General features: G+C 61.2%; 14 protein-coding genes and 1 riboswitch. All 14 genes read left to right on the forward strand.

Annotated features, from left to right (window positions below; translation table 11 throughout):
* The first annotated feature begins 5 nt into the window (after nucleotides 1-5).
* Nucleotides 6-491: a YaiI/YqxD family protein gene (locus tag DZG07_RS14815; protein ID WP_119818197.1), complete on the forward strand. Its 486-nt coding sequence runs from the start codon at nucleotides 6-8 to the stop codon at nucleotides 489-491.
* A complete protein-coding gene (locus tag DZG07_RS14820; RefSeq protein ID WP_119818200.1) occupies nucleotides 488-1,138 on the forward strand; it encodes a DUF1345 domain-containing protein in 651 nt (216 codons plus the stop codon). The genes DZG07_RS14815 and DZG07_RS14820 overlap by 4 nt, the downstream gene beginning before the upstream one ends.
* A 65-nt stretch (nucleotides 1,139-1,203) precedes the next feature.
* Entirely contained in the window at nucleotides 1,204-1,458 is a 255-nt protein-coding gene (locus DZG07_RS14825) for a hypothetical protein (RefSeq protein ID WP_091916725.1), read from the forward strand.
* A complete protein-coding gene (locus tag DZG07_RS14830; RefSeq protein ID WP_119818204.1) occupies nucleotides 1,448-1,849 on the forward strand; it encodes a type II toxin-antitoxin system VapC family toxin in 402 nt (133 codons plus the stop codon). The genes DZG07_RS14825 and DZG07_RS14830 overlap by 11 nt, the downstream gene beginning before the upstream one ends.
* Complete coding sequence (gene fghA, locus DZG07_RS14835) at nucleotides 1,846-2,682, forward strand: S-formylglutathione hydrolase (protein WP_119818207.1); 837 nt, start codon at nucleotides 1,846-1,848, stop codon at nucleotides 2,680-2,682. Before DZG07_RS14830 ends, fghA begins: the two co-directional genes overlap by 4 nt.
* Nucleotides 2,683-2,803: 121 nt before the next feature.
* Complete coding sequence (locus tag DZG07_RS14840; protein WP_119818210.1) at nucleotides 2,804-3,685, forward strand: cytochrome b/b6 domain-containing protein; 882 nt, start codon at nucleotides 2,804-2,806, stop codon at nucleotides 3,683-3,685.
* Nucleotides 3,682-4,473, forward strand: a complete 792-nt coding sequence (locus DZG07_RS14845; protein WP_119818212.1) for a molybdopterin-binding protein — start codon at nucleotides 3,682-3,684, stop codon at nucleotides 4,471-4,473. The genes DZG07_RS14840 and DZG07_RS14845 overlap by 4 nt, the downstream gene beginning before the upstream one ends.
* A 181-nt stretch (nucleotides 4,474-4,654) precedes the next feature.
* Complete coding sequence (locus DZG07_RS14850; RefSeq protein WP_091916718.1) at nucleotides 4,655-5,041, forward strand: helix-turn-helix transcriptional regulator; 387 nt, start codon at nucleotides 4,655-4,657, stop codon at nucleotides 5,039-5,041.
* A 166-nt stretch (nucleotides 5,042-5,207) separates the two neighbouring features.
* Nucleotides 5,208-5,294: riboswitch (glycine riboswitch) on the forward strand.
* A 150-nt stretch (nucleotides 5,295-5,444) separates the two neighbouring features.
* On the forward strand, nucleotides 5,445-6,545 hold the full coding sequence (gene gcvT / locus DZG07_RS14855) for a glycine cleavage system aminomethyltransferase GcvT (protein WP_091916717.1): 1,101 nt from the start codon (nucleotides 5,445-5,447) through the stop codon (nucleotides 6,543-6,545).
* 7 nt (nucleotides 6,546-6,552) lie between these two features.
* Nucleotides 6,553-6,921 (forward strand): glycine cleavage system protein GcvH, encoded by a 369-nt coding sequence (gene gcvH / locus DZG07_RS14860; RefSeq protein ID WP_119818215.1) that lies wholly within the window; start codon nucleotides 6,553-6,555, stop codon nucleotides 6,919-6,921.
* 15 nt (nucleotides 6,922-6,936) lie between these two features.
* Nucleotides 6,937-9,747 carry an aminomethyl-transferring glycine dehydrogenase gene (gene gcvP, locus DZG07_RS14865; RefSeq protein WP_119818218.1) on the forward strand — a complete coding sequence of 937 codons (2,811 nt, stop codon included), beginning with the start codon at nucleotides 6,937-6,939 and terminating at the stop codon, nucleotides 9,745-9,747.
* 64 nt (nucleotides 9,748-9,811) lie between these two features.
* Complete coding sequence (locus DZG07_RS14870) at nucleotides 9,812-10,123, forward strand: type II toxin-antitoxin system RelE/ParE family toxin (RefSeq protein WP_348272919.1); 312 nt, start codon at nucleotides 9,812-9,814, stop codon at nucleotides 10,121-10,123.
* Complete coding sequence (locus tag DZG07_RS14875) at nucleotides 10,123-10,401, forward strand: helix-turn-helix transcriptional regulator (RefSeq protein ID WP_091916713.1); 279 nt, start codon at nucleotides 10,123-10,125, stop codon at nucleotides 10,399-10,401. The genes DZG07_RS14870 and DZG07_RS14875 overlap by 1 nt, the downstream gene beginning before the upstream one ends.
* A 231-nt stretch (nucleotides 10,402-10,632) precedes the next feature.
* Nucleotides 10,633-12,681 carry a DNA topoisomerase IV subunit B gene (gene parE / locus DZG07_RS14880; RefSeq protein ID WP_091916712.1) on the forward strand — a complete coding sequence of 683 codons (2,049 nt, stop codon included), beginning with the start codon at nucleotides 10,633-10,635 and terminating at the stop codon, nucleotides 12,679-12,681.
* Nucleotides 12,682-12,687: the final 6 nt, after the last annotated feature.

The raw sequence follows: 12,687 nt of genomic DNA on the forward strand, positions 1-12,687 counted from the left end.
AGCGCATGCCGGACCCGATCATCTACGTCGACGCTGATGCCTGCCCGGTGAAGGCGGAGGCCGAGAAGGTCGCGGACCGGCTCGGGCTGGTGGTGGTTTTTGTCTCGAACGGGGGCTTGCGCCCTTCCCGCGACCCGATGATCCGCCACGTCGTCGTTTCGAAAAGCGCCGACGCGGCGGACGACTGGATCGTCGAGAATTCAAAACCCAACGACATCGTCGTGACGGCCGACATTCCGTTGGCCGCACGCACCGTAGCGCTGGGTGCGCATGTTCTGGGCATGACCGGAAAGCCCTTCACGCACGAGACGATTGGCATGGCGGTCGCCATGCGCGACCTGAAGCAGCATCTGCGCGAGACGGGTGAAAGCAAGGGCTACAATGCCGGCTTCACGCCGCAGGACCGTTCGCGCTTTCTCGGCGCGCTCGACCAGACGGCACGAAAGGCAAAGGCATTTGCCGAAAGTGCCGCGAAGGATGCGGCCGGATGAACATACTGAGCGTCCGCCATTTTCCGTTCTATGCCGGCGTAGTCCTGGGGCTGGCGGCATTCGCTTTGGCATTGCTGCTGAAGCAGCCGCTTGCCTATGCGATCGGCGCGAATGTCTTCTTCGTCATCTATATCGCTCTCATGCTGAGGCAGATGCCGTCGTTCAGTGCCGACTATCTCAGCCGGCGCGCGCAGGACGCCGACGAGCCTATCGGCATCATCTTCCTCGCCACAGCCGTTATCATCTGCGTCGCGGTGGGCTCGCTGTTCCTGCTGATGAACGCCAAGGACGCGCCGCATCCGATCGGGCTCGCCTTTTCGATGCTGTCGCTGCCGCTCGGCTGGTTCACCATTCATACGATGGCCGCCTTGCACTACGCGCATCTTTACTGGAAAGGCGACAGCACATCCGACAAGCGCAACCGCAAGCCGGTGGGCGGCCTGATTTTTCCGGGCACCGAACGGCCGGTGGGATGGGATTTCCTCTATTATTCGGTCGTCATCGGCATGACGGCGCAAACCGCCGATACCAACATCAACACCACCACAATGCGCATTGCGACGATGGTTCACTCCGTCCTGTCGTTCTTCTTCAACACGGTGATCGTGGCGGCGGCAGTCAATCTCGTGGTTTCACTGGCGGGTTGATCGTCGCGGTTGTGACCACAGATGAAAAATGATATCATCGTGATATCATTTTCAAAGGAATTCCCATGGGCAGCATGGTTATCAGGAACATTCCCGACGACGTCGTCGAGAGCTTCAAGGCTCGCGCCAAAGCCAATGGGCTATCGGCCGAGCAACTGGCGCGCGACGTCATAACGCGCGAAGCCGGGATGACACGGGAAGAGGCATGGGCAACGATCGATTCCATCCGCGCGAAAAGCAAGCCTGTCGATCTGAACACGGCGCTGAAGATCATGGAGGAAGCCCGCCTCGATCGGGACGGGCCAGATAATGATCATTGACGCAAGCGTTGCGGTTCCATGGCTTGTCGAGACACCATTTTCAGAGACGGCAAAACGACTTCGTTCAGCTGAATGCGCCGCCCCCGATCTGCTGTTGATGGAAACGACAAATGCCCTGCTCAAATATCATCGCATCGGCCAGATCTCGTTGGACGGCATTCTTGCAGGCGCCCAGGCGCTGAAGGTTGCGGTTTCGAAATTTGTGCCCGACAACCAGTTGCTGCCCAGTGCGACAAAGATCGCAGCCGACAATACGCACAAGATTTACGATTGCATGTATCTTGCTCTCGCGCTTGAACGTAACCAACCGCTGGCTACTGCGGACAAGCGTCTCGCAGCCATCGCCAAATCCCTTTCAATCAAAACATTGCTGATCGAGCCCATTTCATGAAAACCATCTCCACCGCGAAATCTCATGGCGGCGTCCAGGGCGTCTATTCCCATGCATCTGACGCTTGCGCCTGCGATATGACCTTCGCTATCTTCGTGCCGCCGCAGGCCAAGGATGGCCCTTGCCCGGTTGTCTGGTATCTGTCGGGCCTGACCTGCACGCACCAGAACGTCATGGACAAGGGCGAATACCGCCGGCTGGCCGCCGAGCTCGGCCTGATCATCGTCTGCCCGGACACCAGCCCGCGCGGCGAGAATGTTCCCGACGAAAAGGACAATTGGCAATTCGGCGGCGGTGCCGGCTTCTACCTCGACGCCACGCAGGAGCCCTTCGCCACGAACTACCGCATGTATTCCTATGTCGCTGAGGAACTGCCGGCGCTAATCGCCAAGGAGTTTCCAGCGGACATGAACCGGCAGGCGATCTTCGGCCATTCCATGGGCGGCCACGGCGCGCTGACGATTGCCTTGAAACATCCAGACCGCTTCAAAAGCTGTTCGGCTTTCGCGCCGATCGCGCACCCGATGACGGCCGGCTGGTCGAAACCCGCTTTTGAGAAATATCTCGGCGCCGACGAGGCGTCATGGCGCGCCTATGACACGGTCGCGCTGATAGAGGACGGCAAGCGTTTTCCCGAGTTCCTTGTCGACCAAGGCAAGGCAGACGGCTTCCTTGATGACGGCTTGCGTCCGTGGCTTCTGGATGAGGCATGCAAGGCGGCCGGCATTCCGCTCACCTTGCGCATGCAGGATGGCTACGACCACTCCTATTTCTTCATCTCGACCTTCATGGACGACCATCTTCGCTGGCATGCCGAAAGACTTGCGAAGTAACTTCCCTGTCGCGCGAATGTCATTCGTGCGCTGAAACCTGTGAATGTTCCCTCCCGTTTCTTGGCAGTAGTATCTGCCAATTGCAGCGCGGCAATTATCGCGCTGCGGGGAGGATCAGAAGATGGACAACGCGGCAGTCGGCGAGATGCAATCCAGCATCAAGCCTGCAAAGGATGACAGGCTCGTCTATCGGCAATCCGCCTGGACGCGACTGACGCATTGGATATGGGCGCTGGCGCTTTTCTTCCTGCTGCTTACCGGCTTGCAGATATTCAACGCACATCCGTCGCTCTATATCGGCAAGCAGTCCGGTTTCGGCTTCGACAATTCGGTACTAGGCTTCAGCGCCGAAAACACGCCTGACGGACCTAAGGGCTACACCGATATCTTCGGCCACCGCTTCGATACCACCGGTGTTCTGGGCCTCTCCGGCGGACCCGACGACCTGCAGGCCCGCGCCTTTCCGGCATGGGCGACGATTCCTTCGCATCAGGATCTGGCGACTGGCCGTGTTATCCATTTCTTCTTCGCCTGGCTGCTCTCCGGCACCCTGCTCGTCTGGCTGGTCGCCAGCCTCATCAACGGACATCTGCGCCGCGATCTCGCACCGCGTGTCGCGGACTTGAAGCGCCTGCCCGGCGACATCGCGGACCACGCCAAGCTGAAATTTCATCATAGCCGCGACTACAACACGTTGCAGAAGCTGGCCTATGGCGGCGTGCTCTTTATCCTTCTGCCGCTGATGATCCTGACTGGTCTTGCCATGTCGCCGAGCATGAATGCGGCAATACCGTTCCTCGCGGACATCTTCGGCGGCAGGCAGACGGCGCGAACCATCCATTTCACGATCATGCTGCTCCTGGTCGCCTTCTTCATCATTCACATGCTGATGATCCTTGCCGCCGGCCCGCTGAGCGAGCTGCGTTCGATCATAACCGGATGGTACCGCACCGATCCGCCCAAATCCGGCGACGAGCCCTCGACACGGAGCGACCGGCCATGAAACGGTTTCAGATAAGCCGCCGCAGCTTTCTTACCTCTGCGGCACTGGGCGCCTCCGGCCTCGCGCTTTCGGGTTGCGACGCGTTCGATTCGTTGTCTTCGACGGACAGTCAGGTTCGAGGTGTTCTGGAAGGTGCAAACAACCTCACCTACAGGGTTCAGCGCCTGCTTGCCGGTCGCGATTCGCTTGCGCAGGAATTCACTGAGGCCGATATCCGCCAGCCGCAGCGTCCCAACGGCGTGACCGCGCCTGATGACGACGACTATCTCGTACTCCAAAGCAAGGATTTTGCCGACTGGCGGCTTGAGGTTTCGGGTCTGGTCGAAAAGCCGTTGTCGCTATCGCGCGAACAGCTGATTGCCATGCCGTCGCGTACGCAGATCACCCGCCATGACTGCGTCGAAGGCTGGAGCTGCATCGCCAAATGGACCGGCACACCGCTTTCTCTGGTGTTGGACGAAGCGAAGGTCAAGCCGCAGGCCCGCTATGCTGTTTTCCATTGCATGGACACGATCGAGAGAGGGCTTTCGGGCGGCATAAAATACTACGGCTCCATCGACCTGATCGACGCCCGCCATCCGCAGACCATTCTAGCCTATGGCCTCAACGATAAGCCATTGCCGGTCGAAAATGGCGCTCCTCTCAGGGTGCGCGTCGAGCGCCAGCTTGGCTACAAGATGCCGAAATATGTCCGCAAAATCGAGTTGGTCGGCAGCTTCACCCAGATGGGTGACGGCAAGGGCGGCTATTGGGAAGACCGCGGCTACGATTGGTACGGCGGTATCTGAAAAACGACGCGATTCCCCGACCGACCGTCGAACTTTGAGTCTAAGAATTACCCTTAAATACAAGACTTTACACGATATTGGTGCAAAGCGCCTTGCTATGCCGGTGTCGGTCCGCCATGTTTAGGGCACCTGCTTCCATGTCGGAAACAGGATAGTCCGCACATCACAGGAGGTGAATCGGGTGTCCGACACCACGAATATTTACGAAGAAACGCCGGATCTCGATACGATCGGCGGCCGACTGTCCCGAGCCCGCGAGGCCAGCGGCATGAGCGTCAAGCAACTGGCATGGCGGCTTGGCGTCAAGATGTCGACGATAAACGCCTGGGAGAGCGACCGTTCGCAACCCGGCGCGCACCGCCTGAACATGGTATCGGGCATTCTCAATGTCAGCCTGTCCTGGGTCCTGCACGGCGTCGGCACCGGGCCGATCGAGCCGGAAGACGACAGCGACATGATCGAAACCGTTGGCGCCCAACTGGATCGTCTCAAGCTCTTGCATGCCGAAACCGGCAGCCTGATCGTCCGCCTTCAGAACGATATGGACCGTCTCGCCGCCGCGAGCTGACGGGCTTTTCCGTCCGCGCTTTGTCGTCGCCTCGATAATCAGCCTCATGGCCGCACGCTATTTCTGCCGCGCAATAACAAAGCTGTGCGTATGTCGCATGGGGCGTGACAATGCGTCGGTCATGAGCTAGCTATGCTGCGTCGAGGATCCGGTGTTTTCCGGATTCTACCTGTTTGCGGGAGAGAGCAGCGTTTGCTGCCGCCGAAGGGGAAATCGCCCGAAATCTCTCAGGCAAAAGAACCGTAGATGGGAAAGACACTCTGGAAAGTCGGGACTAATCCTCCCGCGCCGAAGGTGTAAGCGTCGCCGACAGAGTTCCGGTTGCGCGAGTCTCTCAGGCTTCAGACAGAGGGGCACGGAATGGCCGCCGTAGCGGCCGCTTGCGTGCGACTCTGGAGATGTCATGACGGGCACCGACGCCAAGAAACTACCCCTCGAAGACCTGCATATTGCAGCTGGTGCGCGCTTTGGCGCGTTTGCCGGTTGGTCAATGCCGTTGACCTATCCGGCCGGCGTCATGGCAGAGCATCTTCACACCCGCGACCATGCCGGGCTGTTCGACATTTCGCATATGCGCCTGTTCGAAGTCGCCGGCCCCGGTGCGGCCGCGCTGCTTGCCAAGGCATGTCCGCTCGACGCAGCGGCACTTTCGGAGCGCCAGTCGAAATACACCTTCTTCCTCAACGAGCAGGCCGGTATCATCGACGATCTGATCGTCACGAGGCTTGGACCCGAGCGCTTCATGGTCGTCGCCAATGCCGGCAACGCGGCAGTGGATGAGGCGCATCTGCGCGCGCTGGCCAAGGATTTCGACTGCAGGATCGATGCACTGGACCGCGTCTTCCTCGCCATCCAGGGCCCGGAAGCCTGGGCAGCTTTGGCTCGCGCCGGCATCGAGACCGGCGAACTTCTGTTCATGCATGGCTTCGAGCCGAAAAAAGACTGGTTCATGAGCCGGTCGGGCTATACCGGCGAGGACGGTTTCGAGATCGGCCTGCCGGAGACAGATGCGCGAAAGCTTCTTGAGGCCCTGCTCTCCGATGAGCGGGTGATGTGGATCGGCCTCGCCGCCCGCGACAGCCTGCGGCTTGAAGCCGGTCTTTGCCTTCATGGCCAGGACATCACGCCGGACATTGATCCGGCGAGCGCCGGCCTGATGTGGGCGATTTCCAAGGATTTGCGCGCCAGCGGGCAGTTCATAGGCGCTGACGCATTGCGCGCCATCCTCGCAAAAGGCCCGACCGAAAAGCGCGTTGGCCTGAAGCCACAAGGCCGCCAGCCGGTTCGCGCCGGCGCATCACTTTTCGACGAAGCGGGAAACCCCGCCGGGCGGGTCACCTCGGGTGGCTTCGGCCCCTCGGCCGGTTCGCCGGTGGCCATGGGCTACGTCTCGGTGCCGCTCGCAAGCAGCGGATCGAAAATCTTTGCCGATGTCCGGGGCACGAAAATTCCCGTCGACATCTCTTCTCTCCCCTTCACGCAGCATCGCTACCGCAAAGGATAATCTTCTCATGGCAACGACCTATTTCACCGACGATCACGAGTGGCTCCGCGTCGAGGGCGGCATCGCCACCGTCGGCATCACTGACTATGCGCAGGAACAGCTTGGCGATCTGGTTTTCGTCGAACTGCCCGAAGCCGGGCGCAAGCTTGCCAAGGGCGACGTCGCCGTTGTCGTCGAATCCGTCAAGGCGGCATCCGACGTCTACGCTCCCGTCGACGGCGAGATCGTTGAGTCCAACGGCGCGCTGGCTTCCGATCCGGCGCTGGTCAATTCGGCCGCAACCGGCGATGGCTGGCTGTGGAAGATGAAGCTTTCCGACGAAGGCCAGCTTGCCAGCCTGCTCGATGAAGCCGGCTACAAAGCGCTCATAGGTTAAGGCACAGGTGATACGATGACTGCCGCTCCCTACCCTTTCGCCACCCGTCATATCGGCCCCAGCACCACTGACACGCGCGCCATGCTCGCTGTACTCGGCGTACCTTCTATCGAGACGCTGATTTCGCAGGCCGTGCCGAAATCGATCCGACTCGAGCGCCCGCTCGATCTGCCCGCACCCGCCAGCGAGGCCGAGGCGCTTGTCGAGCTCGCGGAAATAATGTCTAAGAACGTCGTGCTGAAAAGCTTCATCGGCGCCGGTTATCATGGCTGCCGCGTGCCGCCGGTGATCCAGCGCAACCTGTTCGAAAACCCCGCCTGGTACACGGCCTATACGCCCTACCAGTCGGAAATCAGCCAGGGCCGACTCGAACTCCTGTTCCACTTCCAGACGCTGGTGACGGAATTGACCGGCCTGCCGGTCGCCTCCGCCTCCCTGCTGGACGAAGCGACCGCGGTCGCCGAAGCCGTCGGCATCGCCTATCGCCACCACCGCGAGAAGCGCCATCGTGTGGCTTTCGCTGGCGCACCTCACCCGCAGACGCTCGATGTCGTCACGACCCGCGCCGAGCCGCTCGGCATCGAAGTGGACGGCGAAACGATCGATGAGGACACTGCTGCCCTCGTCGTCTCCTGGCCCGATACGCTCGGTGTCTATGGCAATCATGCCGATGCGATCGCCAGGGCAAAGGCTGCCGGCGCAATCGTCATTTTCGTGGCCGACCCGCTGGCGCTGACCATTGCGGAAACGCCGGCCAGTCTCGGCGCGGACATTGCCGTTGGGCCTATGCAGCGCTTCGGCGTGCCGATGGGCTTTGGCGGACCGCACGCCGCCTATTGCGCCGTTTCAGACAAGCTCACGCGCCTCATGCCCGGTCGCCTCGTCGGCCAGTCGGTCGATGCCAATGGCCGTCCCGGCTACCGGCTCGCCCTGCAGACGCGCGAGCAGCATATCCGTCGCGACAAGGCGACCTCCAACATCTGCACGGCACAGGCGCTGCTTGCCAACATGGCCGCCTCCTTCGCCATCTGGCACGGCCCGCAAGGGCTCCAGTCGATCGCCGGCCAGATAAATGCCTTTGCCGAGCGCCTGGCGCTCGGGCTGAAGGCAGCGGGCGTTGAAATCGACGGTGACCGCCGCTTCGATACCGTCACCGTCACCACCAGCGGCAAGGCCAAGGAAATCGCTGCGGCTGCCGAGAAGGATGGTCGCCTCTTGCGCGTGATCGACAATGACCGCGTTGGCGTCAGCTTCGATCAGGCGTCTACCGAAGAAGACCTTGAAGCCATCGCTGCGTTGTTCGGCGCAAAGCCATCACCGGCAGACAAGGTCAAGGCACCGACCAACCCGCGCGGTAAGGGTTTCCTCACCCAGCCGGTCTTCCACGAAAACCGCTCGGAAACCGACATGATGCGCTTCCTGCGCCGGTTGGCCGATAAAGACCTTGCGCTCGACCGTGCCATGATTCCGCTCGGTTCCTGCACGATGAAGCTCAACGCCGCCGCCGAGATGATGCCGGTGAGCTGGCCGTCGGTCGCCAATCTGCATCCCTTTGCGCCGCCGGGGCATTCGCTCGGCTATCGCGAGATGATCGACGATCTGGAGAAATGGCTGAGCGAGATCACCGGCTTCGACGCCGTATCCCTGCAGCCGAACGCCGGCAGCCAGGGTGAATATGCCGGCCTGCTGGCAATCCGCCACTACCACCAGTCGCGCGGCGATCATCACCGCAATATCTGCCTCATCCCGTCCTCGGCGCATGGCACCAACCCGGCCAGCGCTTCGATGGCGGGCATGGGCGTCGTCGTCGTGCGCTGCACCGAAGACGGCAATGTCGACATGGACGATCTGAAGGCCAAGGCTGCCGAGCATGCCAGCAACCTTGCGGCTTTGATGATCACCTATCCTTCGACGCATGGCGTGTTCGAGGAAGGTATTCGCGACATCTGCGCGCTCATCCACGAGCATGGCGGACAGGTCTATCTCGACGGCGCCAATCTCAACGCGCTGGTCGGATTGGCCCAGCCGGGTGAAATCGGCGCCGACGTCTGCCACATGAACCTGCACAAGACCTTCTGCATTCCGCATGGCGGCGGTGGCCCCGGCGTCGGCCCGATCGGCGTCAAGGCGCATCTGAAGCCTTACCTGCCGGGCCATGTCACGGAAGGGTCGGAGCATGCCGTTTCGGCAGCCCCGTTCGGCAGCGCCTCGATCCTGCCGATCACCTGGATGTATATCCGCATGATGGGCGCGTTAGGCCTGAAGCAGGCGACGGAAACGGCGATCCTCAGCGCCAACTACATCGCAGAGCGGCTGAAGGCCCATTACCCGGTGCTCTATCAGGGCCGCAACGGGCGCGTCGCGCATGAGTGTATCCTCGACACGCGTGTGCTCAAGGAAAGTGCGGGCATCGGCGTCGAGGACGTCGCCAAGCGCCTCATCGACTACGGCTTCCATGCGCCGACCATGTCCTGGCCGGTGGCCGGCACGCTGATGGTCGAGCCGACCGAGTCCGAGCCCAAGCGCGAGGTCGATCGTTTCTGTGAAGCGATGATCGCCATCGCCAACGAGGCCGAGCGCGTGGCCAAGGGCGAATGGCCGCGCGAGGACAACCCGCTCGTCAACGCCCCGCATACGGCTGCCGAAACGCTCGTCGGCGACTGGACGCATCCCTATTCGCGGCTCGAGGCGGCCTTCCCGGCCGACGACGCGGAAACGGCTGCAAAATACTGGCCGCCGGTCTCGCGCATCGACAATGTCGGCGGCGACCGCAATCTGGTCTGCTCCTGCCCGCCGGTGACCGAATATCTCGGTGCGGCAGAGTAAAGACCGAACCGGAACCGGTTGAAAGCCCATAGCGTATTCGCTATATTGCGCTATGGGCTGGACGGTGGAGACGCTTGGCGAAGACGTCGATGGCGAGCTTGAGGCTTTACCTGCAACTCTGCGAGCACGGCTGCTTCGGTTGATGGAGATGGTCGAAACCATCGGGCTGGATCGCATGCGCGAACCGCATGTGAAACATCTCGAAGGCAAATTGTGGGAGCTTCGCGCAAAGGCGGCTGACGGCATCGCCAGAGGCATTTATCTAACCGTTACTGGACGCCGGGTCATAGTTCTGCACGTCTTCGTCAAGAAGTCGCAGAAAACACCACCCAGCGCACTGCATCTCGCTCGCGAGCGAATGAAAAGAGTGACGTGATGACAAAGATTTCAGAACTTAAGAAACGCTGGATGGAAGATCCGGCTTTCCGCAAGGAATATGATGAAGCGGACGCCGAATACGCGATCATTGAAGCGCTCATTCGGGCGCGAAATGATGCCCATCTGTCCCAAGCAGAACTGGCTGAAAAGATCGGCACGACACAATCTGCCGTAGCCCGGCTTGAGGGCGGCGGCGTCTCCCCGACACTATCGACGCTACAGCGTTATGCGGCCGCCACCGGGACCCGGCTTCGCCTGGAGCTTATACCAGACTAGGAACTCACCCTACTAACAGGCAAGGCCTCGAGCCAGGGTTGGATCTTTACATAGGTGTAACCCTAAACGATCCGTTCGATTTCGATTCGTTAACTATCCTCTTGAGGTTTTGGTTATCAAAAGCCTATAGAAGCAGGCATATTTCCCTGAACGGAACGGGAACCTCTGTCACTGCGACGGCAAAGCGTGGCAGTATGACAGGCAAGACGAATCACTGGAAATCCGCGCCTTATGGACGACAGCAACGACCTCTTCGGAAATCTCGACAAGCAGACGCCGCTTGCCTCGACGCGCCCGGCCGATCCGCTGGTGCAGGCAGCGGCCAAGCGCGCGCCGCAGCCGGCCAAGGACGGCAGCGAGGGCTATAGCGCGGCCGATATCGAGGTGCTGGAAGGGCTGGAGCCGGTACGCCGGCGTCCGGGCATGTATATCGGCGGCACGGACGAGAAGGCGCTGCACCATCTCTTTGCCGAAGTCATCGACAACTCGATGGACGAAGCCGTTGCCGGCCATGCGACCTTCATCGATGTCGAGCTTTCGGCTGACGGCTTTCTCACCGTCACCGACAATGGCCGCGGCATTCCGATCGACCCGCATCCGAAATACAAACGGCCGGCGCTCGAAGTCATCATGACGACGCTGCATTCGGGTGGCAAGTTCGACTCCAAGGTCTATGAGACCTCCGGCGGCCTGCATGGCGTCGGCGTTTCGGTGGTCAACGCGCTGTCCGATCATCTCGAGGTAGAGGTCGCACGCGGCCGCCAGCTTTACCGCCAGCGCTTTTCGCGCGGCAAGCCGCTCGGCGATCTGGAAGCGCTTGGCGAAGTCCACAACCGGCGCGGCACGAAAACCCGCTTTCATCCAGATCCGGATATCTTCGGCAAGGGTGCTGCCTTCGAGCCGGCGCGGCTCTACCGCATGGCCCGCTCAAAGGCCTATCTGTTCGGCGGCGTCGAGATCCGCTGGACCTGCGATCCGCTGCTGATCAAGGACAAGGACCCTACCCCGGCCAAGTCCGTCCTGCATTTTCCCGGCGGCCTGAAGGACTATCTCAAGGCCTCGCTCGGCGACGATTTCCAGGTGACGCGTGAAATCTTTGCGGGCAAGAGCGACCGTCAGGGTGGCCACGGCTCGATGGAATGGGCCGTCACCTGGTATGGCGGCGACGGTTTCCTGAACTCCTATTGCAACACCATTCCGACAGGCGAAGGCGGCACCCACGAGACGGGTTTCCGCAACGTGCTGACGCGGGGCCTGCGCGCCTATGCCGAACTGACTGGCAACAAGCGCGCGGCGATCGTCACCAGCGAAGACGTGATGATCTCGGCCGCCGGCATGCTGTCGGTGTTCATCCGCGAGCCGGAATTCGTCGGCCAGACCAAGGACCGGCTGGCGACGATCGAGGCGCAGCGCCTCGTCGAAACCGCACTGCGCGATCCCTTCGACCATTGGCTCGCCGACAATCCGCAGGAAGCCTCCAAGCTGCTCGAATGGGTGATCGCGCGCGCCGACGAGCGTGTCCGCCGCCGCCAGGAAAAGGAAGTGTCGCGCAAGAGCGCGGTGCGCAAGCTGCGGCTGCCCGGCAAGCTCGCCGATTGCACGCAGAACGCCGCTGCCGGCGCGGAACTCTTCATCGTTGAAGGCGATTCGGCCGGCGGCTCGGCCAAGCAGGCGCGCGACCGCGCTATGCAGGCTATTTTGCCGTTGCGCGGAAAAATCCTGAACGTCGCCAGCGCCGGCCACGACAAGCTGACGGCAAACCAGCAGATTTCCGACCTTATCCAGGCGCTGGGCTGCGGCACGCGTTCGAAATACCGCGACGAGGATTTGCGTTACGACCGCGTCATCATCATGACCGACGCAGACGTCGACGGAGCGCATATCGCCTCGCTGCTCATCACCTTCTTCTATCAGGAAATGCCGCAGCTCATTAGCGGCGGGCATCTCTACTTGGCGGTGCCGCCGCTCTATCGCATCAGCCAGGGCGGCAAGGTCGCCTATGCACGCGACGACGCCCACAAGGACGAGCTTCTGAAAACGGAGTTCACCGGGCGCGGCAAGATCGAGCTCGGCCGGTTCAAGGGCCTCGGCGAAATGATGGCGAGCCAGCTCAAGGAAACGACGATGGATCCAAAAAAGCGCACGCTTCTGCGCGTGGACGTCGTGGACGATGCGGCGGCAACGAAATTGTCGGTCGAAGCGCTGATGGGCACCAAGCCCGAAGCGCGCTTCCGCTTCATCCAGGAACGCGCCGAATACGCGCAGGAACTGGATATCTGACCGACT

The organism is Mesorhizobium sp. DCY119 (assembly GCF_003590645.1).
In the GTDB taxonomy this organism is placed as follows: domain Bacteria; phylum Pseudomonadota; class Alphaproteobacteria; order Rhizobiales; family Rhizobiaceae; genus Mesorhizobium_M.

Coding starts and splice junctions, on each gene's coding strand:
- DZG07_RS14875 (WP_091916713.1), top strand. CDS start 10,123: ATGACAAAGATTTCAGAACTTAAGAAACGCTGGATGGAAGATCCGGCT.
- DZG07_RS14815 (WP_119818197.1), top strand. CDS start 6: ATGCCGGACCCGATCATCTACGTCGACGCTGATGCCTGCCCGGTGAAG.
- gcvH (WP_119818215.1), top strand. CDS start 6,553: ATGGCAACGACCTATTTCACCGACGATCACGAGTGGCTCCGCGTCGAG.
- gcvT (WP_091916717.1), top strand. CDS start 5,445: ATGACGGGCACCGACGCCAAGAAACTACCCCTCGAAGACCTGCATATT.
- DZG07_RS14830 (WP_119818204.1), top strand. CDS start 1,448: ATGATCATTGACGCAAGCGTTGCGGTTCCATGGCTTGTCGAGACACCA.
- DZG07_RS14825 (WP_091916725.1), top strand. CDS start 1,204: ATGGGCAGCATGGTTATCAGGAACATTCCCGACGACGTCGTCGAGAGC.
- DZG07_RS14820 (WP_119818200.1), top strand. CDS start 488: ATGAACATACTGAGCGTCCGCCATTTTCCGTTCTATGCCGGCGTAGTC.
- gcvP (WP_119818218.1), top strand. CDS start 6,937: ATGACTGCCGCTCCCTACCCTTTCGCCACCCGTCATATCGGCCCCAGC.
- DZG07_RS14845 (WP_119818212.1), top strand. CDS start 3,682: ATGAAACGGTTTCAGATAAGCCGCCGCAGCTTTCTTACCTCTGCGGCA.
- parE (WP_091916712.1), top strand. CDS start 10,633: ATGGACGACAGCAACGACCTCTTCGGAAATCTCGACAAGCAGACGCCG.
- fghA (WP_119818207.1), top strand. CDS start 1,846: ATGAAAACCATCTCCACCGCGAAATCTCATGGCGGCGTCCAGGGCGTC.
- DZG07_RS14840 (WP_119818210.1), top strand. CDS start 2,804: ATGGACAACGCGGCAGTCGGCGAGATGCAATCCAGCATCAAGCCTGCA.